Annotated in this window: 21 protein-coding genes, 1 pseudogene and 1 riboswitch; of the genes and pseudogenes, 9 read left to right on the forward strand and 13 right to left on the reverse strand. The window is 73.6% G+C overall.

Annotation, left to right across the window (positions count from 1 at the left end):
* Window positions 1-9: 9 nt before the first annotated feature.
* Genes JOF41_RS33065 through JOF41_RS33080 form a run of 4 tightly spaced genes read right to left on the reverse strand, consistent with a single transcriptional unit; the run spans window position 10 to window position 4,551 of the window.
* A complete protein-coding gene (locus JOF41_RS33065) occupies window positions 10-1,434 on the reverse strand; it encodes a glycoside hydrolase family 3 protein (RefSeq protein WP_209623699.1) in 1,425 nt (474 codons plus the stop codon).
* A gap of 6 nt (window positions 1,435-1,440) precedes the next feature.
* Window positions 1,441-2,271 (reverse strand): carbohydrate ABC transporter permease, encoded by an 831-nt coding sequence (locus tag JOF41_RS33070; protein ID WP_189221717.1) that lies wholly within the window; start codon window positions 2,269-2,271, stop codon window positions 1,441-1,443.
* Window positions 2,268-3,260 (reverse strand): carbohydrate ABC transporter permease, encoded by a 993-nt coding sequence (locus JOF41_RS33075; protein WP_209623700.1) that lies wholly within the window; start codon window positions 3,258-3,260, stop codon window positions 2,268-2,270. The genes JOF41_RS33070 and JOF41_RS33075 overlap by 4 nt, the downstream gene beginning before the upstream one ends.
* 7 nt (window positions 3,261-3,267) lie before the next feature.
* Window positions 3,268-4,551, reverse strand: coding sequence for a sugar ABC transporter substrate-binding protein (locus tag JOF41_RS33080; RefSeq protein WP_189221165.1), 1,284 nt, complete (start codon window positions 4,549-4,551; stop codon window positions 3,268-3,270).
* A gap of 215 nt (window positions 4,552-4,766) precedes the next feature.
* Here JOF41_RS33080 and JOF41_RS33085 point away from each other — a divergent pair, with 215 nt between their 5' ends.
* Complete coding sequence (locus tag JOF41_RS33085) at window positions 4,767-5,525, forward strand: GntR family transcriptional regulator (protein WP_189221164.1); 759 nt, start codon at window positions 4,767-4,769, stop codon at window positions 5,523-5,525.
* Between the two features lie 4 nt (window positions 5,526-5,529).
* On the opposite strand, the gene JOF41_RS33090 is transcribed toward JOF41_RS33085, so the two are convergent.
* A complete protein-coding gene (locus tag JOF41_RS33090) occupies window positions 5,530-6,690 on the reverse strand; it encodes an HNH endonuclease signature motif containing protein (protein WP_209623701.1) in 1,161 nt (386 codons plus the stop codon).
* 129 nt (window positions 6,691-6,819) lie between these two features.
* Window positions 6,820-7,749 carry a threonine ammonia-lyase gene (locus JOF41_RS33095; protein ID WP_189221162.1) on the reverse strand — a complete coding sequence of 310 codons (930 nt, stop codon included), beginning with the start codon at window positions 7,747-7,749 and terminating at the stop codon, window positions 6,820-6,822.
* Between the two features lie 513 nt (window positions 7,750-8,262).
* Between JOF41_RS33095 and JOF41_RS33100 the strand changes: the two genes are divergently transcribed.
* A complete protein-coding gene (locus JOF41_RS33100) occupies window positions 8,263-9,426 on the forward strand; it encodes a S1 family peptidase (protein ID WP_189221161.1) in 1,164 nt (387 codons plus the stop codon).
* 94 nt (window positions 9,427-9,520) lie between these two features.
* On the opposite strand, the gene JOF41_RS33105 is transcribed toward JOF41_RS33100, so the two are convergent.
* On the reverse strand, window positions 9,521-10,294 hold the full coding sequence (locus tag JOF41_RS33105) for a dioxygenase family protein (RefSeq protein ID WP_189221716.1): 774 nt from the start codon (window positions 10,292-10,294) through the stop codon (window positions 9,521-9,523).
* Window positions 10,294-10,956 carry a thiamine phosphate synthase gene (gene thiE / locus JOF41_RS33110; protein ID WP_209623702.1) on the reverse strand — a complete coding sequence of 221 codons (663 nt, stop codon included), beginning with the start codon at window positions 10,954-10,956 and terminating at the stop codon, window positions 10,294-10,296. Before thiE ends, JOF41_RS33105 begins: the two co-directional genes overlap by 1 nt.
* 44 nt (window positions 10,957-11,000) lie before the next feature.
* Window positions 11,001-11,112: riboswitch (TPP riboswitch) on the forward strand.
* On the opposite strand from thiE, the gene thiO reads away from it, so the two are divergent.
* The 4 genes from thiO to JOF41_RS33130 all read left to right on the forward strand — a co-directional run bounded on the left by thiO (window position 11,098) and on the right by JOF41_RS33130 (window position 13,627).
* Complete coding sequence (gene thiO, locus JOF41_RS33115; RefSeq protein ID WP_307867619.1) at window positions 11,098-12,132, forward strand: glycine oxidase ThiO; 1,035 nt, start codon at window positions 11,098-11,100, stop codon at window positions 12,130-12,132. Its footprint overlaps the riboswitch before it by 15 nt.
* Entirely contained in the window at window positions 12,132-12,332 is a 201-nt protein-coding gene (gene thiS, locus JOF41_RS33120) for a sulfur carrier protein ThiS (RefSeq protein WP_189221159.1), read from the forward strand. Before thiO ends, thiS begins: the two co-directional genes overlap by 1 nt.
* Before the next feature lies 1 nt (window position 12,333).
* Window positions 12,334-13,095, forward strand: a complete 762-nt coding sequence (locus tag JOF41_RS33125; protein WP_189221158.1) for a thiazole synthase — start codon at window positions 12,334-12,336, stop codon at window positions 13,093-13,095.
* Window positions 13,096-13,186: 91 nt separating this feature from the next.
* Window positions 13,187-13,627: a MarR family winged helix-turn-helix transcriptional regulator gene (locus JOF41_RS33130; protein WP_229794875.1), complete on the forward strand. Its 441-nt coding sequence runs from the start codon at window positions 13,187-13,189 to the stop codon at window positions 13,625-13,627.
* 18 nt (window positions 13,628-13,645) lie between these two features.
* Here the strand turns inward: JOF41_RS33130 and JOF41_RS33135 are convergent, their stop codons facing one another.
* The 3 genes from JOF41_RS33135 to thiC are packed head-to-tail and all read right to left on the reverse strand — an operon-like array spanning window position 13,646 to window position 16,938.
* Window positions 13,646-14,458 (reverse strand): class I SAM-dependent methyltransferase, encoded by an 813-nt coding sequence (locus JOF41_RS33135; protein WP_189221157.1) that lies wholly within the window; start codon window positions 14,456-14,458, stop codon window positions 13,646-13,648.
* Window positions 14,459-14,467: 9 nt separating this feature from the next.
* Window positions 14,468-15,289, reverse strand: coding sequence for a bifunctional hydroxymethylpyrimidine kinase/phosphomethylpyrimidine kinase (gene thiD, locus JOF41_RS33140; protein WP_189221156.1), 822 nt, complete (start codon window positions 15,287-15,289; stop codon window positions 14,468-14,470).
* Entirely contained in the window at window positions 15,289-16,938 is a 1,650-nt protein-coding gene (thiC, locus tag JOF41_RS33145; protein ID WP_189221155.1) for a phosphomethylpyrimidine synthase ThiC, read from the reverse strand. Before thiC ends, thiD begins: the two co-directional genes overlap by 1 nt.
* A gap of 185 nt (window positions 16,939-17,123) precedes the next feature.
* On the opposite strand from thiC, the gene JOF41_RS33150 reads away from it, so the two are divergent.
* The gene (locus JOF41_RS33150; protein ID WP_189221154.1) at window positions 17,124-17,879 is read left to right on the forward strand and encodes a hypothetical protein; all 756 of its coding nucleotides are present in this window, start codon (window positions 17,124-17,126) and stop codon (window positions 17,877-17,879) included.
* On the opposite strand, the gene JOF41_RS33155 is transcribed toward JOF41_RS33150, so the two are convergent.
* A complete protein-coding gene (locus JOF41_RS33155; protein WP_209623703.1) occupies window positions 17,766-18,362 on the reverse strand; it encodes a LysE family translocator in 597 nt (198 codons plus the stop codon). The genes JOF41_RS33150 and JOF41_RS33155 overlap by 114 nt on opposite strands.
* A 34-nt stretch (window positions 18,363-18,396) precedes the next feature.
* Window positions 18,397-18,984, reverse strand: a complete 588-nt coding sequence (locus tag JOF41_RS33160; RefSeq protein WP_189221152.1) for a peptide deformylase — start codon at window positions 18,982-18,984, stop codon at window positions 18,397-18,399.
* Window positions 18,985-19,094: 110 nt separating this feature from the next.
* On the opposite strand from JOF41_RS33160, the pseudogene JOF41_RS33165 reads away from it, so the two are divergent.
* Window positions 19,095-19,379, forward strand: a pseudogene (locus JOF41_RS33165) (DUF3263 domain-containing protein); the annotation flags it as partial.
* Window positions 19,380-19,477: 98 nt separating this feature from the next.
* Window positions 19,478-20,107, forward strand: a complete 630-nt coding sequence (locus JOF41_RS33170; protein WP_189221150.1) for a LytR C-terminal domain-containing protein — start codon at window positions 19,478-19,480, stop codon at window positions 20,105-20,107.

The raw sequence follows: 20,107 nt of genomic DNA on the forward strand, positions 1-20,107 counted from the left end.
GTGGTGGCGTCAGGTGGTGGCGGCGGCGATGCGCTCGGCCGCGGCGCGCAGGCACACCCGTGAACCGCCGTGGGTGTCCACGCGGGCACCGGCGCCCAGGTCGGGGCCCGGCACGCCGGTCTCCACGTGCACTAGGTCTAGACCAATTGTAGCCAGTTCGGACACCAGGTCGCGAACCGCCGGGAAGCGGTGCGCCTCCCTGGTGACCACCACCACGGTACGTCCGGCGGCCGCCCGCGACACCGCCGCGGCGGTGACGCCATCGGCGGGCAGCACCTCGGTGCCGGGCAGCAGTTCCACCAGGTGCGGCCCCAACCCCCACGGCACGTCGCCGACCGCGATCGACGGCTCCACCGCCAGGTCGAGCACCAGCGGCGGACCGCTGGGCGCCAGCGTCCCGGCCACCTCGACGGCCCGGCGCGCGGCGGCCATGCCCAGCTCCGGGTCGTGCCCGTCGACCGCCGCCGGGGGCCTGCCGAGCGCGGCGGTGCGCCGGGCGGCCTCCGCCAGCCGCTCGCGGGACAGCGCCCCGGACTCCACCGCCGCCACGATGCTGTCCACCAGCCACCGCAGCCCGTCGTCGTCCAGCGGCTCACCGCCCAGGCACAGCGCGTCCACGCCCGCCGCCAGCGCCCGCACCGACCCCTCGGCCAGGTCGCCGCCGACCGCCTTCATGTCCAGGCCGTCGGTGATGACCGCGCCGGTGAACCCCAGCTCCTCCCGCAGCACCCGCAGCGCCCGCGGGTTCAGCGTCGCGGGCTGGTCGCCCCACGCGGGCACCACCAGGTGCCCGGTCATCACCGACCGGACGCCCGCCCGCACCGCCGCGCGGAACGGCACGAACTCCACCTCGCGCAGCTGCTCCTCGGTCCTGGGCAGCACCGGCAGCGCCGCGTGCGAGTCCACCGAGGAGGCGCCGTGGCCGGGGAAGTGCTTCGCGCACGCGGCCACGCCCACCGCCTGCGTCCCCTCCACGAACGCGGCCACGTGCCCGGCCGCCGCGTGCGGGTCCGAGCCGAACGCGCGCACGCCGATCACCGGGTCCTCCGGGGTGAGCACCAGGTCGGCCGACGGCGCCAGGTTCAGGGTCACCCCGCACGCCGCCAGCCGCGCCCCGATCGACGCGGCCACCGCGCGGGTCAGGTCGAGGTCGTCGGCGGCCCCCAGCGCGTGGTTGCCGGGCACCTCCGACCCCCGCGCGGCGTCCAGGCGGGTGACGTCGCCGCCCTCCTCGTCGATGCCGACGACCACGTCCGGGCGGGCCGCGCGCAGCTGCGCGGTCAGCGCGGTCACCTGGGCGTCGTCGACGACGTTGCGGCCGAACAGCACGACCCCGCCCAGGCCGTCGGCCACCCGCGCGATCAGCCAGTCGGGGGCGGTGGTGCCGTGGAAGCCGGGCAGCAGCACGGCCGACGCGAGCCGGTGCAACGACATGCGGTCCTACCCCTTCACCGCACCGGCGGTGACGCCGATGACCATCTTGCGCTGGACGATCAGGAAGAACACCAGCACCGGCAGCGTGAACAGCGCCGAGGCGGCCATCGCGCCGCCCCAGTCGGTGCCGAACTGCGACTGGAAGCCGCTCAACCACACCGGCAGCGTCTGCCTGGACTGGTCGTTGATCAGCGACAGCGCGTACAGGAACTCGTTCCACGCGGTGACGAACGCGAACACCGACGTGGCCACCATGCCGGGGCCCAGCAGCGGCAGGGTGACCCGGCGGAACGCCTCCCACCGGCTGCACCCGTCGACCTGCGCGGCCTCCTCCAGCTCCAGCGGGATGCCGTTGACGAACCCGCGCAGCGTCCAGGCGCAGAACGGCAGGGTCACCGCGAAGTAGATCAGCACCAGCGAGGGCAGCTTGTCCAGCAGGTCCAGGTCCCGCATCATCAGGAACACCGGGATCAGCAGCGCCTCGAACGGGGCCATCTGGGCCACCAGCATCAGCATCACGAAGCCCTTGCGGCCGCGGAACCTCATCCGCGCCAGCGGCACCGCCGCCAGCAGGCCGACCACGACCGCGGCCAGCACCGCCAGCAGCGTCACCACCAGGCTGTTGCCCAGCGACTGCAGGAAGCCCGGCTTGGTCCACGCGGTGGCGAAGTTGGTCCCGGTGACCGACAGCGGCAGCAGGTCGTACTCGCTGGTCAGCATGTCCTTGCGCGGCTTGAGCGCGGTGGCGACCATCCAGTAGGTCGGGAACGCGAAGAACAGCGCCACGACCAGCGCGACGGCGTTCGCGGCCACCTTCTTGCTCTTCGCGGGGTTCACAGCGCCCCTTCCTGGGATCGGACCAGCCTGCGCAGGTACTGGAAGGTCAGCAGGGCCAGCAGCAGCACCATCAGCACGCTCACCGCGGCGGCCACGCCGAAGTGGCTCTGCGAGATGCCCTCCAGGTACTGGTAGACCGCCAGCGTGGTGCTCCCGCCGTCCGGGCCGCCCTTGCGGATCGCCCAGATCTGCGCGAACACCTTGAAGTCCCACAGCAGGGACAGGAACGTCACCATCATCAGCAGCGGGCGCAGCTCCGGCCAGGTCACCGCGCGGAAGGTCTGCCACGGCGAGGCGCCGTCCATGCCCGCCGCCTCGTACTGGTCGCGCGGGATGCCGATGGCGCCCGCGTACAGCGAGAAGGCCAGGAACGGCACGGCCTGCCAGACGATCAGCAGCCCGATCACCGCCAGCGTGGAGGCGCCGGTGGAGAACCAGGAGAAGCCCGCGAACCCGTCGAAGCCAAGGCGCACCAGGGTCTTGTTGAGGATGCCGTACTGCTGGTCGAAGATCCACTGGTAGACCGTGGTCGCCGCGAGCAGCGGCATGGCCCACGCCAGCAGCATCGACACCTGCAGCACGATCCGGACCACCGGGCTGATCTGGCGCATCAGCAGCGCCAGCAGCAGGCCCGCCAGCACCGAGCTGCCCACCACCAGCGCGGTGAACACCACGGTGCGGGCGGTGATGGCCCAGAACTCCGGGTCGGACAGCACCTGGGTGTAGTTGTCCAGGCCGGTCCACACGACCTGGCCGCGGGTCAGCTCGCGCAGGTTCAGCTTGCGGAAGCTGGTCGCCAGCACGGACAGCACCGGGAAGCCGATCATCCACAGGATGGCGATGACCGCGGGGGCGAGCAGCAGGTAGGGCAGCGCCCGGTCCAGGGCGCTGCCCCGGCGGCGACGGGCGCCGCCGGGCGCGGCACGCCGCGGTGCCTGCGAGGAACCCCTCGTCGGCACCGCGGCGTCGGTCGTGTCCACGGCCGTCATGGCTGCGTCATCCGGCCAGCGTCTTGGTCAGCGCGGCGTTGGCGTCGCCGGTGGCCTGGTCCAGCGACTTGGCGCCGGTCAGGTACGCGGTCAGCATGTCCTTGAGCGGGTTCTGGCCCGCCTCCACCGCGGCCCAGGTGGGCGTGGTCGGGGTGACCTTGCCGTTGGGGGCGGACTCGGCCAGCGCCTTGCCCACCGGGTTGGTGGCCAGCTTGGCGGTGTCGGTGGAGGTGCCCGGCACCGAGCCGCCCTCGGCCAGCATGTCCTGGTACTTCTTGGACGACAGCAGCTTCAGGTAGTCCTTGGCCAGGTCGGTGTTCTGGCTGCCCGCCGGGATGGCCAGGTTCGAGCCGCCGAGGAAGACCGGCGCGGTCTTGCCCGCGGTCTTGGACGGGATCGGGAACGCCGCGGTCTTGCTCGCCAGGTCGGGGTTGGCCTTGACCGCGCCCGCCAGCTCCCACGGCAGGCCGATCATCATGCCGACCTTGCCCGTGCCGAAGACCTCCATCTGCTGCGGGGTGGCCTCGTCGGTGTCCTTGGGGGCCTTGGTGCCGGAGACGTCCACGAGCTTCTTGTAGAAGTCCAGGCCCGCCTTGGCCTGCGGGGTGTCCAGCGCGCCGGTCCAGGCGGAGCCGTCCTGCTTGGCCACGTCGCCGCCCTCGTCCCAGATGAACGACAGCAGCGCGTACCAGGACTGGCCGGGCAGGTAGAGGGCCTGGAAGTCGGGGTCGGCGGCGTTGGCGGCCTTGAGCTTCTCGATGGCCGCGACCCACTCGTCGCGCGTGGTGGGCGCGGCGGTGATGCCCGCGGCCTCGAAGAGGTCCGTGCGGTAGATGACGGTGCGGTTGGAGGCGTAGAACGGCATCCCGTAGGACTTGCCGTCCCAGGTCAGCGAGTCCTTCAGGCCGGCGAGCCACTGGTCGCCGCCGAGCGCGGAGACGTCACCGCTGAGGTCCTCCAGCGTCTCCTCGGCGGCGAACTTCGCGGTCTGGGTGTTGCCCAGCTCGATCACGTCGGGCGGGGTGTTGCTGGTCAGCGCGGTGGTCAGCTTCTCCTGGATGCCGCCCCACTTCTGCACCTCGTACTTGACCGTGACGCCGGGGTGGGCGTCCTGGAACTCCTTGTGCAGGGCGTCGGTCAGCGCGGCCGGCGCGGAGCCGTCCATCAGCCAGACGGTGAGCGTCTTGCCGTCGCCGGAGCCGCTGTCGGACCCGCTGGAGCTCGTGCCACATCCGGCCACGGCCACCGCCAGTGCGGCGGCACCGGCGGCCATCCCTTTCCAGCCCTTCACGTTCGCGCCCTTTCCCTGACCCGGTCGCCGCGACCGGGCACCAAGTGGTGTAGACCAATATGATCAGCGTGTGCCTCGCCACACTGCCTGTCAAGGCCGTTGCAGAGACGTTGCAAAGTCATCGGATCAATTCCGCTCCGGGGGTTCGGGGGCGCGATCCGCCGTGGACAGGGCATCCTTGTCGTGGGAGCGCTGGTGAGGTCGAGGAGGAAGGCATGCTGGAGACGAGCACTGCGACGGGACTGGACACCAGGTCCCGCGCGCAGCGCGAACCGAAGTACTGGGGACTCAAGCGCCACCTGCTCGACCTGCTGCGGGCGCTGCCGCCGGGCTCGCCGATCCCGACCGAGCGCTCGCTCGCCGCGGAGTTCGACGTCTCGCGCACGACGGTCCGGCAGGCGCTGGCGGAGCTGACCGTCGAGGGGCGGCTGCTGCGGGTGCAGGGCAAGGGCACCTTCGCCGCGGAACCCAAGGTGGCGCAACGGCTTCAGCTGTCCTCGTACACAGAGGACATGCGGGCGCAGGGCCGCCAGCCCTCGTCCCGGCTGATCGACGCCTCCGAGCAGCCCGCGGAGGCCGAGCTGGCCCGGCTGCTGGGCGTGCGGGCGGGCGCGAAGGTGCTGCGGCTGCACCGCCTGCGGCTGGCCGACGGCGAGCCGATGGCGATCGAGACCACGCACCTGGCGCTGGGCCGGTTCCGGGGCCTGCGCCGGTACCTGACCCCCGGCGGCTCGCTGTACCAGGTGCTGCGCGAGCGCTTCGGGGTCGAGATGGGGCACGCCGAGGAGACCATCGAGACGGCGCTGGCCTCGCCCGAGGAGGCCGAGCTGCTCGGCGCCGACATCGGGCTGCCGATGCTGCTGCTGTCCCGGCACTCCTTCGACACCCAGGGCAACCCGGTGGAGTGGGTGCGCTCGGTGTACCGGGGCGACCGCTACAAGTTCGTGGCGACGCTGAACCGCCCCTCGGACTGACCGCTCACCCCGCCAGCTCCAGGGCTCGTCGGTGCAGCAGGTTCTGCCGGGGGAGCTGGGCGGGGTCGATGTGGCGGGGCGGGATGAACACCGCCGCCCCGCCGGTGAGCCGGATCCGCCACCGGTGGTGGTGGACCTCGCTGTGGTGGCGGCGGCAGAGCAGGACGAGGTTGTCCAGATCGGTGGGACCGCCGTCGGCCCAGTGCCGCACGTGGTGGGCGTCGCACCAGCGGGCCGGGCGGCCGCAGCCGGGGAAGGCGCAGCCGCGGTCGCGCGCGTGCAGCGCCCGGCGCTGGGCCAGGCTCACGGTGCGCCGGGCCCGGCCCAGGTCCAGCACCTCGGAGCGACCGCCCAGCACCGCGGGGATGACCACGGCGTCGCAGGCAAGGCGGCGGGCCTGGGCGGCGGTCAGGTGGCCGCCGCCGTCCAGCCGCGCGGTGCCGGTGCCGGTGCGCAGGGTCTGGTAGTCCAGGGTGACGCTGAGGTGGGGGCGTTGCCCCGCCCGGGTGGGCAGGGCCTCGCCGCGCAGGTCGATCAGGTCGGCCAGGGCCTGGCCCTGGCGCTCGGCGCGGGAGCGGGTGTCCTCGGCGCCGGGGCGGGCCAGCGGGTCCAGCGCGGCGGTGAGGCGGGCGCCGGTCTCGGCGGTCAGCTCGCCCCACAGCTCCAGCCGCCCGCCGGGCAGGTCGCGCAGGTGCAGCACGTCGGGGGCTTCCGCCTCGGGCTCGGGTCCGGGCTCGGCGGCGTCCTGCTCGGCGTGGATGCGGTCGGCCAGCAGGCGCAGCGCGCGGGGCTCGGTGGAGCGGGCGGCGGTGACCAGGATGTCCTCCGCGCCCTCGGGGAGCCGGGGCAGGGCTCGGGCGAGCTGGGCCAGGTGGGCCTCGGACAGCTCGGGCAGGGCGGCGGCGGTGACCGGGTGGGCCGGTGGCAGCGGTTGGCCCGACGGGCTCAGCGCGGGCAGGAACAGCCGGACCTGGGTCAGCCAGCGGGTGAACTCGGCCCGGTCGGCGCGCAGCAGCAGGCGGTAGGCGGCCAGGTCCAGGCCGCGGCGCTGGGCCTCGGCGAGCAGGCCCAGCCGTCGCCGGTGGGCCGCGCGGGCGGCGGCCTCGGCCTCGACGGCGGCTGAGCGCAGCTGCTCGTCGGACAGCAGCGGCGGCGGGGTTTCCATGCCGACCACGCTATTCGAACGGCTGTTCGAGCGGCAATGACACGATCAGGCGGACCCGATCAGGTGGCAGTGATCGGGTGCCCGTGATCGGGTGCCCGTGATCGGGTGGCCGTGATCGGGTGGCCGTGATCACGAGGACAGGATGCGGGCGAAGACCTCCGGGTCGACGTTGCCGCCGGTCACCACGGCGACGGTCTTCCCAGGACGCGGCGACTTCAGGTGCGCCGCGACGGCCACCGCGCCGGTGGGCTCGACCACCAGCCGCGCCCGGCGGGCGAGCACCCGGACGGCGTCCAGGATCTCCCCCTCGGACACGGTCACCACGTCGTCGACGAACGCCCGCAGGTGGGCGAAGGTCAGCTCGGACAGCTCGGCCCGCAGCCCGTCGGCCACCGTGCGGGCGCGGTCGGCCGGGGACCACGGCACCCGCGCCCCGGCGCGGAACGACTCGGCCGCGTCGGCGGCCAGCTCCGGCTCCACGCCGACCACCGCGGCGGAGGGCCGCAGCGCCTTCACCGCGGCGGCGACGCCGGAGATCAGCCCGCCGCCGCTGACGGGCACCAGCACGGTGGCCACGTCGGGCAGGTCGGCCAGCACCTCCAGGCCGATGGTGCCCTGGCCCGCGATCACGTCGGGGTGGTCGAACGGCGGGACCAGGGTGGCGCCGGTGGCCTCGGCCAGCTCGCGGGCCCGCGACTCGCGCTCGGGCATCGGCACCAGCACCACCTCGGCGCCGTGCGCGCGGGTGGCCTCGATCTTGACCGCGGGGGCGTTGTCCGGGATGACGATGGTGGCCTTGATCCCGAACAGGGCGGCGGCACTGGCCACGGCCTGGGCGTGGTTGCCGCTGGAGTAGGCGATGACGCCGCGCGCCCGCACCTGCTCGGGCAGCCGCGCCAGCGCGTGGTAGGCGCCGCGGATCTTGAACGCGCCGACCCGCTGGAGGCTTTCCGGCTTGAGCCACAGCCCGTCGTCCTGCGGCAGCAGGGGGGTGCGGACGACCGCGGGGGCGATCAGGGCCGCCGCGGCCTGGATGTCGGTGAGGGTGACGAGGTCCATGGTGGAGATCCTGAACCCTCCCGATGTCCGCGCCGGGTTCGTTCCGGAACCACTCTGGCGACTACTGAGACGCGCCATGGCCACTCGTTCGGCATAGGGGGTGTCACGCGAACGGGGAGTAGTCGGACGAGAACTGGTCACTTCTGGCAATTAACACCATTCGGTGAGCTAATCATTACCCCGAGTGAGAGTTAACTGTCAAACGCTACACAGCGCAGTCAAACTGGCGTGACTTGTGACACACTTCGCCCTCAGGTGATCCGAGGCGTAACAGGTCACAGAGTCATAACGTAGCTCGAACGGGCGAGTACTGATCGGTAGCGATCGGGAAGGAGCGCGATGCGACGGCACCCCGCGCGACTCGTCCGGCCCGTGCTGGAGAAGACGGAGAGAAGAGAAGGGGTGGGGCGACCCCTGCCGCCGCCCCACCACCCGTCCCCCTAGAGCCCCCGAGAGCGGTCCCTGCAACCAGGCTCTCGGGTTCCCTGCACCCGAAGATGAGGGAGACGCCTGATGAACCGCACGAGTGCGGCCCGCCTCGCCGTGGCAGCTCTGCTCGCCACCGGCGCGGCTACACCTCTCAGCGTACCGGCGATCGCCGCTCCGGTCGGCCCCAACGGGACAAGCTCTCCGAACACGGAGAGCTACCCCGCCGAGTTGGTCCGAGCGGCGCAACGCGACCTCGGCCTGACCGCCGAACAGATGACCACCCGTCTCGCCCGCGACGCCGCGGCGGCGGAGGTCGAGGACGAGGCGCGCGACGCCGCGGGCGCGGCGTACGCGGGCTCCTGGATCAGCCCCGCCACCGGCGGGCTCGTGGTCGCCGTGGTCGACCCGGCCAAGGCGGGCGCGGTGCGCGCCGCGGGCGCCGAGGCCAAGCACGTCGCCTTCTCGCACCAGCAGCTGACCGGCGCCAAGGACGCGATCGACGCCATGGGCGCGCCCCGGTCGGTCACCGGCTGGCGGGTCGACGACCTGACCAACTCGGTGGTGGTCGAGGTCCACCGCGACCAGCGGGACGCGGCCACCGAGGCGTTCCTGACCAGGGCCAGGGCGGTCAGCCCGGCGGTGCGCGTGGTCGAGGTCGACCAGACGCCCACCACCCTGTACGACACCCGCGGCGGCGACGCCTACTACATCGGCAGCAGCCGGTGCTCGGTCGGCTTCGCGGTCAGCGGCGGCTTCGTGACCGCGGGCCACTGCGGCCGCAGCGGCGCGAGCACCAGCGGCCACAACCGGGTGGCGCAGGGCTCCTTCGCGGGCTCGTCGTTCCCCGGCAACGACTACGGCTGGGTCCGCACGAACAGCAACTGGACCTCGCGGCCGTGGGTGAACCGCTACAACGGCTCCAACGTCACCGTCACCGGCTCCAGCTCGGCGGCGGTCGGCGCGGCGATCTGCCGCTCCGGCTCCACCACCGGCTGGCGCTGCGGCACCGTCCAGGCCAAGAACCAGACGGTGAACTACGCGCAGGGCTCGGTGTCCGGCCTGACCCGCACCAACGCCTGCGCTGAGCCGGGCGACTCGGGCGGGTCGTGGGTGGCGGGCAGCAACTACAGCCAGGCCCAGGGCGTGACCTCCGGCGGCTCGGGCAACTGCTCCTCCGGTGGCACGACCTACTTCCAGCCGGTCGGCGAGATCCTCAGCGCCTACGGGCTGAGCCTGACCCGAGGCTGACCCCGGCCCGCGCGCGGTCGACCTCCCTGCGGACCGCGCCGCGGGCGACCGGCACCCCCTGGCGCACCCCCTCGCCAGGGGGTGCCGACCCCGGTCAGCCGAACTGGACCGAGCGCTTGGACAGGCCGTACCAGAAGCCCTCGACGGCGGTGCGGGGCGACGACGGGTCCGCGCCCGCGCCCGCCGCGCCCATCGCCACGAACAGCGGCGCGAAGTGCTCGGTGCGGGGGTGCGCGATGCCCGCGGCGGGGGCCTTGCGCTGGAAGTCCAGCAGCGCGTCCACGTCGCCGCCTGCCAGCGCGCGGGCGGCCCAGTCGTCGAACTCGGCCGACCACGACGGCGGCTGGTAGTCCGGGCCCGCCGGGAAGTCCACGCAGCTGAGGTTGTGCGTGAGGAACCCGCTGCCGACCACCAGCACGCCCCGCTCGCGCAGCGGCGCGAGCCTGCGGCCCAGGTCGAACAGCCCGCGCGGGTCGAGGCTGGGCATGGACACCTGGAGCACCGGGACGTCGGCTTCGGGGAACATCTCCTTCAGCGGCACGTACGCGCCGTGGTCCAGGCCGCGTTCCGGGTCCTGGGCCACGGGTTCGGCGCCGCCGACGAGCTTGGTCACCTCCTCGGCCAGCTCGGGCGCGCCGGGCGCGTCGTAGGTGACCTCGTAGTAGCGCCGGGGGAAGCCCCAGAAGTCGTAGGTGAGCGGCGTCGGGCGGGTGGCCCCCAGGGTCAGCGGGGACTCCTCCCAGTGCGCGGAGACGACCAGGATCGACTCCGGTCGCGGCAGCTCGGCCGCCCACGACCGCAGCTCGCCGGTCCACCGCTCGTCGTCGGCCAGCGGGGGAGCCCCGTGGCCCAGGTACAGCACAGGCATCACGGGGTCGAGAGTACGCCCTCTAGTTGAAACTTCAACCACGATGCCGCGGCCCTCGGGTCCTCGGCCTCGGTGATCGCCCGCACCACCACGATCCGGCGCGCCCCGGCGGCCAGCACCTCCGGCAGCCGCTCCCGGTCGATGCCGCCGATGGCGAACCAGGGGCGGTCCACGCCCGCCGCCGCGGTGGCCCGCACCAGGTCCAGCCCCGGCGCGGGACGGCCCGGCTTGGTCGGCGTCGGCCAGCACGGGCCGGTGCAGAAGTAGTCCACGCCCGGCTCGGCCGCCGCCGCCCGCGCCTGCGCCACGTCGTGCGTGGACCGGCCGATCACCACGTCCTCGCCCACGATCCGGCGGGCCAGCGGCACCGGCAGGTCGTCCTGGCCCAGGTGCAGCACGTCGGCGTCCACCGCCAGCGCCACGTCCGCGCGGTCGTTGACCGCCAGCAGCGCGCCGTGCCGGGCGCACGCCTCGGCCAGCACCTCCAGCGCGGCGATCTCCTGCTTGGCCTCCAGGCCCTTGTCCCGCAGCTGCACGACGTCCACCCCGCCCGCGAGCGCGGCGTCGGCGAACTCGGCGAGGTCGGGGCGGTTCGGGGTGCAGAGGTACAGCGTCGCGTCCGCGAGCCGCCGCCTGGTCGTGGTTGCGTCGAGTCCTGGCACGGGCTGGAAGGTAACCGCCCGCCGCGGCCGTGCGCTACGGTGGAGGCGGTCCGCACGGGAGCCCGGAGGACACCGGGCTGAGAGGGAGCGTGGTTCGCTCCGACCGTCGAACCTGATCCGGGTCATGCCGGCGCAGGGAGCGTGAGTGCCTTGGCAGTGCAGGTCACCGTCCTCGGGGGCGGCGTCATCGGCCTGTCCGTGGCGTGGTTCGCCGCGCGGGACGGCTTCCCGGTCACCGTCGTCGACCGCGGCTCGCCGCACGGCGGCTCGTGGGTCGCGGGCGGGATGCTCGCCCCGATCACCGAGGCGTGGCCCGGTGACGAGCACGTGCTCGACCTGGGCGTGGAGTCGCTGGAGCGGTGGCCCTCCTTCGCCGCCGACCTCGGCCTGGAGCTGAGCGAGGTGGGCACGCTGGCGGTGGCCGTCGACCGCGCGGACGCGCAGGTGCTCGACCAGCTGTGCGCCTACCTGGGCACGCGCGGCCGCTCCGCGCGCCGGGTGACCGGGCGCGAGCTGCGCGGCCTGGAGCCGGGGCTGGGCCCGTCGGTCCGAAGTGGACTGCACGTGCCCGGCGACCTCTCCGTGGACAACCGGGCGCTGCTGGACGCGCTGCGCGCGGCGTGCCGGGACCACGGCGTGCGGTTCGCCGAAGCCGAGCCAGGGGCCGAGCCCGAGACCGCGTCCGGTCGGAACGGCGGTGTCACGGTGATCGCGGCAGGGGCGTGGAGCGGCGGGCTGCACCCGAAGCTGCGCGGGGTGATCCGCCCGGTGAAGGGCGAGATCCTGCGCCTGGCCGCCCGACCAGGCGCGCTGCCGCCGCCCCGGCACACCGTCCGCGCGCACGTCGAGGGCAGGCCGGTCTACCTGGTGCCGAGGCCGGGCGGGCTGGTGCTCGGCGCCACCCAGTACGAGGCGGGCTTCGACACCGGGGTCAAGGTGCGGGGCGTGCTGGACCTGCTGCGGGACGCCGAAGCGGTGTGGCCCGCGATCACCGAGTACGCGCTGGTCGAGTCGGCCGCCGGGTTCCGCGCGGGCAGCCCGGACAACGCGCCCGTCGTGGACTGGCTGGAACCGGGCGTGCTGGCCGCCACCGGCCACCACCGCAACGGCCTGCTGCTCGCGCCGGTCACCGCGCGGCGGGCGCTCGCCCTGCTGCGCGAGAGGGAGGACAGCTGATGAAGGCCAAGGTCAACGGACGGGTGCGGGAGCTGGCCGAGGGGGCCACCGTGGCCACCGTGGTGGCGCTGCTGGGCACGCCGCCCAGCGGGGTCGCCGTCGCGCTGGACGGCGAGGTGGTGCCGCGCGCGGCCTGGGACTCCACCGCCGTGCCCGAGGGCGGCGCGGTCGAGGTGCTCACCGCCGTGCAGGGGGGCTGACGTGGACGACCCGCTGGTCATCGCCGGGCGCGAGTTCCGCTCCCGGCTGGTCATGGGCACCGGCGGCGCGGCGAACCTGGCCGTGCTGGAGCGCGCGCTGGTGGCGTCGGGCACCGAGCTGACCACCGTCGCCATGCGGCGCGCGGACGCGGGCGGCGGCACCGGCGTGCTGGAGCTGCTGCGCCGCCTCGGCATCGAGGCGCTGCCCAACACCGCGGGCTGCCGCACCGCGGCCGAGGCGGTGCTGACCGCCCGGCTGGCCCGCGAGGCGCTGGGCACCAACTGGGTGAAGCTGGAGGTGCACGCCGACGAGCGCACCCTGCTGCCCGACCCGGTGGAGCTGCTGGACGCGGCCGAGCGGCTGGTCGACGACGGGTTCGTGGTGCTGCCCTACACCAGCGACGACCCGGTGCTGGCGCGCAGGCTGGAGGACCTGGGCTGCGCCACGGTGATGCCGCTGGGCTCGCCGATCGGCACCGGGCTGGGCATCCGCAACCCGCACAACATCGAGCTGATCGTGGCCCGCGCGTCGGTGCCGGTGATCCTGGACGCGGGGGTGGGCACCGCCTCCGACGCCGCGCTGGCCATGGAGCTGGGCTGCTCGGCGGTGCTGCTGGCCACCGCGGTGACCCGCGCGCAGGACCCGGAGCGGATGGCCTCGGCGATGCGCGGCGCGGTCGAGGCGGGCAGGCTGGCCCGGCTGGCGGGCCGCATCCCGCAGCGGTTCTGGGCGCAGGCGTCCAGCCCGGCGCTGGATCGGTGATGGCCCATCGGGCGGTGGTCGGCGCGGGCGGCATGATGGATGCTTGAGCACCCGTGCTCCGTCCTGTCCACCGACCGAGGAGGAACGTGCCGTGACGGCACCGTTGACCGACCAGGTCGAGGACGCCACCGCGCGCCTGTACCTGGCGATCGGCAGGCTCGCGCGCCTGCTGCGCCGGACCGGGTCCCCAGGGCTCGGTCCCGGCGCGGTGTCCGCGCTGGCCACCCTCGCCCGGTGCGGCCCGATGCGGCTGGGCGACCTCGCCACCAAGGAGGGGGTCGCCCCGCCGACGCTCTCGCGGATCGTCGCCGCGCTGGTGGAGGCCGGGTACGTGCGCCGGGAGCCGGACCCGCAGGACGGCCGCGCCTGGCTGGCCACGCCGACCCCCGAGGGCGAGACGATGGTCTCCGGGGTCCGCTCGGCCCGCGTGCGCGAGCTGCAGCGCCGCATCGAGCAGCTCTCCCCGGAGCACCAGTCGGCGCTGGTCAACGCGCTGGGCGCGCTGGAGGAACTGGTGGGCGAGGCGCACTAGCGGTCAGAACCTCGGCGGTCAGAACCGGTACCGCACCAGCCTGCCCGAGTCGCGCAGGCCGGGCAGCAGCGCCAGCACCTTCATCGCGATCCGCCCGCCGCGCGGCAGCTTGTCCAGGTGCGGCAGTTCGACGCTGCGCAGCGACTGCACCAGCTCGACGCCCCACGGCTCGATCGACCGGGGGTCGTCCATGCCCCAGTGCAGCGTCGCGCCCGCGTTGCGCACCGCCGGGACCAGCTTCTGCAGCTTGATCCCGAGCGTGCCGTAGGCGTCGAACAGCAGCTGCCCGCCGGGGAAGTGGCCGGTGATCCGCCGCACCAGCCGCTCCACCTCCTCGGCCCGCAGGTACATCGTCAGGCCCTCGAACACGGCCACCACCGGCCGGTCGGCGGGGACGGCCTCCAGCCAGCCCTCGGCGGTCACCGAGGTGGCCAGCAGCCGGTAGTCGCCCGGCGGGTCGGGCAGCAGCTTGCGCCGCAGCTCGACCACTTCGGGCAGGTCCACGTCCACCCAGCGCACCGACGGCGGCGGCGCCATCCTGCGCGCCCGCGTGTCCAGGCCGCAGGCCAGGTGCAGCACGGTCGCCTCGGGCGTGGCGGCCAGGAACTCGGCGGTCCAGTCGTCGAGCACCCTGGCCCGGATCGCCACGCCGATCGCCGAGGTGCCCCGGATGCCGGTCCTGGCGAAGTCGTAGTCGATCCGGGCCACCGCCTCGGCCGCCGCGGTGTCGTGCAGGACGGAGTCGGGCCGCGCGCTGTCCAGCGCCCTGGCGTACAGGGTCGCCAGCATCGTCTCCTGAGTGCCCGTGAACGTGATCGCCTCGCGCGCCATCGCGCCACGCTAGTGCGACCCGTCCGCCAAGCGCCACAACGGGGACACGGGGCCGACGCCCGCGCCCAGCGGGTAGGCGGCCCGCACCGAGCGGACGATGAACTCCTTGCCGAACCGCACCGCGTCGGGCACGCTCTCGCCCCTGGCCAGCCGGGAGCAGATCGCCGAGGCCAGGGTGTCGCCGCTGCCGTGGGTGTGCGGCACGTCGAAGCGGGGGCCGAGCAGCTCGACGAACTCCGCGCCGTCGTAGAGCACGTCCAGGCACTCCGGGTCGTCCCACAGGTGGCCGCCCTTGACCAGCACCCACCGCGGCCCCAGCGCGTGCAGCGCCCGCGCGGCCTCGCGCTGGTCCGCGCGCGAGCGCACCTCCAGGCCGGTGAGCAGCCGCACCTCGTCCAGGTTCGGCGTCACCAGCGTCGCGCGCGGGAACAGCTCGTCGCGCAGCGCCTTGAGCGCGTCGTCGGCCAGCAGCTGGTGGCCGTGCATGGACGCGGCCACCGGGTCGACCACGAACGGGATCGTCCGTCCGATGTGGACCCGGTCGCACGCTTCGGCGACCGCCTCGATGATGCCCGCCGACGCCAGCATCCCGGTCTTGGCCGCGTTCACGCCGATGTCGCCCGCCACCGCCTCGATCTGGGCGGCCACCACCTCCGGCGGGATCTCGGTGTAGCCGGTGACGCCCAGCGAGTTCTGCACGGTCACCGCGGTGACCGCGGTCATGCCGTGGACGCCGCACGCGAACAGCGCGCGCAGGTCCGCTTGCAGGCCCGCACCACCGCCGGAATCCGATCCGGCGATGGTGAGGACCCTGGGGGGTGTTCGCTCCATCACTCCACTACCGGCAGGTAGACCTTGCCGCCCTGGTCGCTGAACTGGTGGGACTTCTCGGACATGCCCGCCTCGATCGCCTCGACCGTGGACAGCCCGCGCTCCTCCGCGTACCGCCGCACGTCCTGGGTGATCTTCATCGAGCAGAACTTGGGACCGCACATCGAGCAGAAGTGCGCGGTCTTCGCCGGCGCCGCGGGCAGCGTCTCGTCGTGGAACGAGCGCGCGGTGTCCGGGTCCAGCGACAGGTTGAACTGGTCCTCCCAGCGGAACTCGAACCGCGCCTTGGACAGCGCGTCGTCCCAGTCCTGCGCGCCGGGGTGGCCCTTGGCCAGGTCCGCCGAGTGCGCCGCGATCTTGTAGGTGATCACGCCGGTCTTCACGTCGTCCCGGTTGGGCAGGCCCAGGTGCTCCTTGGGCGTGACGTAGCACAGCATCGCGGTGCCCAGCCAGCCGATCTGGGCCGCCCCGATGGCCGAGGTGATGTGGTCGTAGGCGGGCGCGATGTCGGTGGCCAGCGGCCCGAGGGTGTAGAACGGCGCCTCACCGCACCACTCCTCCTCCAGCCGCACGTTCTCCGCGATCTTGTGCATCGGCACGTGGCCGGGCCCCTCGATCATCACCTGCACGTCGCGGGCGCGGGCGATGTGGGTCAGCTCGCCCAGCGTGCGCAGCTCGGCGAACTGCGCCTCGTCGTTGGCGTCCGCGATCGAGCCCGGCCGCAGGCCGTCGCCCAGCGAGAACGTCACGTCGTAGGCGCGCAGGATGTCGCACAGCTCCTCGAAGTGCGTGTAGAGGAAGCTCTCCTTGTGGTGCGCCAGGCACCACGCGGCCATGATCGACCCGCCGCGCGAGACGATGCCGGTGACCCGCTTGGCGGTCAGCGGCACGTACCGCAGCAGCACGCCCGCGTGCACGGTCATGTAGTCCACGCCCTGCTCGGCCTGCTCGACCACGGTGTCGCGGTAGACCTCCCACGACAGCTTCGCCGGGTCGCCGTCGACCTTCTCCAGCGCCTGGTAGATGGGCACGGTGCCGACCGGCACCGGCGAGTTGCGCAGGATCCACTCGCGGGTCTCGTGGATGCGCTTGCCGGTGGACAGGTCCATGATCGTGTCGGCGCCCCAGCGGGTCGCCCACACCATCTTCTCCACCTCCTCCTCGATGGAGGAGGACACCGCCGAGTTGCCGATGTTGGCGTTGATCTTCACCAGGAACTTCTTGCCGATGATCATCGGCTCGGCCTCGGGGTGGTTGCGGTTGAGCGGGATGACCGCGCGCCCGGCGGCCACCTCGTCGCGGACGAACTCGGGGGTCATCGACTCGCGGGCCGCGATGAACCGCATCTCGGGGGTGATGACCCCGGCCTTGGCGTAGGCCAGCTGGGTCACCGCCCCGCCGATCGGCTCGCGGTCCCCGATCCACCCCGCGCGCAGCGCGGGCAGTCCGCTGTGGACGTCGATGGTGGCGTTGGAATCGGTGTACGGACCGGAAGTGTCGTACAGGTCGACGTGCTCGCCGTTGGTCAGCTCCACCCTGCGGAAGGGCACCCGCACCCCGTCGCCCACCTCGCGGTGGACCTTGCGGGAGCCCGAAATCGGGCCGGTGGTGACAGCGGGCCGAACCGAGCGGTCGTCAAGTGCCGTCACGACGTTTCCTCCCTACGCCGGCATTACCCGGTCAGGTTCCGGCGGTCGGCGGCGCCGGGTCCCTCGACCCAGCCGCCCTCTCAGCCCGCTACGGCGCGAGCTCCCGCGTGTTGAGTTGTCCGCCCGACCATAACCACGGCCGGGTGCGGATGCCAAGGCCGCCGGTTTCGGTCTAAGTTCTCCGCGTGGCTGATCACCAGCCGTTCCCGCCCGGAGGCAGGCGCGTGGAACGCCCCGCCGTCGCGTCGCCGTGCCCCTCGTGCGGGGACCTGGCCGGTCGCGGCTACCCCGCCTGCCGGTTCTGCGCCGAGCTGGTGGACCAGTACTGGCTGGCCGACTGGCAGGTGCTGCTGGCCGCCGAGCAGCTGGCCGAGGGCGGCGCGGGGGAGCGCGAGCTGGCCGAGCTGGTGCTCGCCGACGAGGTCGGCAAGTACCCGTGGACCTGCGTGGACTGGGCGATGACGCTGGTCGGCTGCTCCCAGTGCGGCGCCGAGCCGGGCACCGGGCCGGTGGACTGCGTCCGGTGCGCGATGTCCGACGCGCTGCGCTGGTCCTGGGACCACGCCGGGTTCCCGAAGTCGATGACCGCGGGCGAGCACGCGCTGCGCGTGGCGCGGGCCACCCTGCGCGCCCCGCACCGCCACCGCGACCCGGTGGTCGGGGCGTGGCGGCTGCTGATGCCGTTCCTGCTGGTCGGCCACCTGCCCACGGTGGGGCAGGTGCGGCGGCTGCGCGCCCAGGTCCTCGCGGGCGCCTACGAGGAGCTGGCGCGCTGCGCCGACCACGGCGAGCTGATCGGGTTCCCCGAGCTGCCGTGGCTGCGTCCGTCACCGAGCGGAGAGCACCAGCCGAAGCCCCAGGGCGACCAGGACCGCGCCGGAGACCCGCTCCAGGGTGCGGCGGACCCGCGCGCGGGAGAGCCGGCCTCGGACCCGGTCTAGCACGACCACCACGACCAGGTACCACGCCGTGTCCACCAGCACCCAGACCAGCGCGAACAGCAGCAGCACGCTCCTGCCGCCGCCCGCGGGCAGGAACTGCGGCAGGAACGAGACGGCGAACACGCCCAGCTTCGGGTTGGCCAGGTTCACCACCAGGCCCGCCCGGAAGGCGTGGCTCGCGGGCGGCGGCGCGGTCACCGGCTCGCTCGCCGACCGCCACGCCTTCACGCCCAGGTAGACCAGGAACACCGCGCCGGTGATCCGCAGCGCGTGGTAGGCGATCTCGGACGCGGTCAGCAGCACCGACAGCCCCAGCGCGGCGGCCACCGCCCAGCAGGCCACGCCGACCTCCATGCCCGCGACCGTGGCCAGCGCGCTGCCGCGCCCCCGGACCGACTGGCGCAGGACCAGCGCCGTTCCGGGGCCGGGCGACAGTGCGATCAGGAAGGACGCCGCGACGAGCGCGGCCGCGCTGCTCCACACGCGACCATCGTCACCGGGGTGTCCAGCGGTTTTGTCAGCCCTCGTCGTCCTCGTCGGCGAACGGGTCCGGCGAGGTCGCCGGGTCCCAGGACAGGCCGGGCACGCCCCACCCGTTGGCCTTGAGCATCTTCTTCGCGGCCCGCTTGTGCCGCCCGACCAGCCGGTCCAGGTACAGGTGGCCGTCGAGGTGGTCGGTCTCGTGCTGCAGGCAGCGGGCGAAGAACCCGGTGCCCTCGACCTCGACGGGCTTGCCGTCGCCGTCCACGCCGGTGACCTTCGCCCAGCTCGCCCGGCCGGTCGGGTAGGACTCGCCGGGCGCGGACAGGCAGCCCTCGTAGTCGTCGTCCGGGTCGGGCATGCCCAGCGGGATCTCGGAGGTCTCCAGCACCGGGTTGACCACCACGCCGCGGTGCCGCACGCCCTCGTCGTCCGGGCAGTCGTAGACGAACAGGCGCTGGTCGATCCCGATCTGGTTGGCCGCGAGGCCGACGCCGCGCGCCGCCGCCATGGTCTCGAACATGTCCTCGATGAGCGTCCGCAGCGCGTCGTCGAAGACCTCGACCGGGCGCGTCGGGTGGTGCAGGACCGGGTCTCCCGCGATCCGGATCGGGTGAACTGCCATGACCGGCAGCCTAACCAGGCGGGCCGGGGACGCGCCGACCGATGAGCCGACCCGGTCGAAGATCACGTGATGTAATGGGGCGGCACGCACCGACACGGCTGAGGAGCCCGATGGACGCCGCAGAGGCACTGGCGCCGGCGGAGGGGCCGGACGACGGTTTGGACGACCGCGAGCGCCAGATCCTGGCCTTCGAACGCCAGTGGTGGAAGTACGCGGGCGCCAAGGAGCAGGCCATCCGCGAGCTGTTCGACATGTCGGCGACCCGGTACTACCAGCTGCTCAACGCGGTGGTGGACAAGGAGGCGGCGCTGGCGGTCGACCCGATGCTGGTCAAGCGGCTGCGCCGGATCAGGTCCGGCAGGCAGCGCGCCCGCGCGGCCAGGCGGCTGGGCGTGACCGGGCCGGGTGTGACCGGGCTGGGTGCGACCGGGCTGGGTGCGACCGGGCTGGACCCGGCCGACTCGGACGTGGCCGACTCGGACGTGGCCGACCGATGAGCAACCCCGAACCGACCGGCTCCACGCGTCCGACGCGAGCCGCGGGCTACGCCCTGCTCGCGGTCGCCGCGGCGTCCCTGGTGCTCGGCGTGGTGTCGCTGTTCACCGGCGGCGAGGACACCTCCGGCGCGCAGCCGGGGCAGCCACCGGCCTCGACGGCGGGCTCGCCGACCTCCGACGCGCCCCCCTCGGCACCCGCCGAGACGACCACGGACGCGCCCACGAGCACGGACACGACCACGGACACGACCACGGGCGCGCCCGCGACCACGACGACCGCGCCCGCGACGGACACCCCGCCCCCGCCGGTCACCCCGGAGAACCGGCAGCCGGTGCGGGTCTACAACAACAGCACCGTGCCCAACCTGGCGGCCAGGGCGTCCACCGAGGTGCGCTCCCTGGGCTGGCAGGTCACCGAGACCGACAACTACTCCCAGGGCCAGATCCCCACCACCACGGTCTACTTCCGGCCGGGCACCGACGAGGAGGCGCAGGCCAAGCAGCTGGCCGAGCTGATCGGGGCCAGGGCGGAGCCGCGCTTCGAGGGCATCGTCAAGGCCCACCCCGGCATCATCGTGATCGTCACCAACGACTACCGGGGCCCCAACCCGAAGGCGGGGTCCTGA

Origin of the sequence: Saccharothrix coeruleofusca (genome assembly GCF_017876325.1) — a bacterium.
Taxonomy (GTDB): domain Bacteria; phylum Actinomycetota; class Actinomycetes; order Mycobacteriales; family Pseudonocardiaceae; genus Actinosynnema; species Actinosynnema coeruleofuscum.

What these genes read in the sequence shown, in the direction of transcription:
- JOF41_RS33065 (WP_209623699.1), bottom strand. Translation starts at nt 1,434, where the DNA reads ATGTCGTTGCACCGGCTCGCGTCGGCCGTGCTGCTGCCCGGCTTCCAC.
- JOF41_RS33085 (WP_189221164.1), top strand. Translation starts at nt 4,767, where the DNA reads ATGCTGGAGACGAGCACTGCGACGGGACTGGACACCAGGTCCCGCGCG.
- JOF41_RS33075 (WP_209623700.1), bottom strand. Translation starts at nt 3,260, where the DNA reads ATGACGGCCGTGGACACGACCGACGCCGCGGTGCCGACGAGGGGTTCC.
- JOF41_RS33090 (WP_209623701.1), bottom strand. Translation starts at nt 6,690, where the DNA reads ATGGAAACCCCGCCGCCGCTGCTGTCCGACGAGCAGCTGCGCTCAGCC.
- thiS (WP_189221159.1), top strand. Translation starts at nt 12,132, where the DNA reads ATGAAGGCCAAGGTCAACGGACGGGTGCGGGAGCTGGCCGAGGGGGCC.
- JOF41_RS33105 (WP_189221716.1), bottom strand. Translation starts at nt 10,294, where the DNA reads ATGCCTGTGCTGTACCTGGGCCACGGGGCTCCCCCGCTGGCCGACGAC.
- JOF41_RS33100 (WP_189221161.1), top strand. Translation starts at nt 8,263, where the DNA reads ATGAACCGCACGAGTGCGGCCCGCCTCGCCGTGGCAGCTCTGCTCGCC.
- JOF41_RS33135 (WP_189221157.1), bottom strand. Translation starts at nt 14,458, where the DNA reads ATGGCGCGCGAGGCGATCACGTTCACGGGCACTCAGGAGACGATGCTG.
- thiD (WP_189221156.1), bottom strand. Translation starts at nt 15,289, where the DNA reads ATGGAGCGAACACCCCCCAGGGTCCTCACCATCGCCGGATCGGATTCC.
- JOF41_RS33170 (WP_189221150.1), top strand. Translation starts at nt 19,478, where the DNA reads ATGAGCAACCCCGAACCGACCGGCTCCACGCGTCCGACGCGAGCCGCG.
- JOF41_RS33095 (WP_189221162.1), bottom strand. Translation starts at nt 7,749, where the DNA reads ATGGACCTCGTCACCCTCACCGACATCCAGGCCGCGGCGGCCCTGATC.
- JOF41_RS33160 (WP_189221152.1), bottom strand. Translation starts at nt 18,984, where the DNA reads ATGGCAGTTCACCCGATCCGGATCGCGGGAGACCCGGTCCTGCACCAC.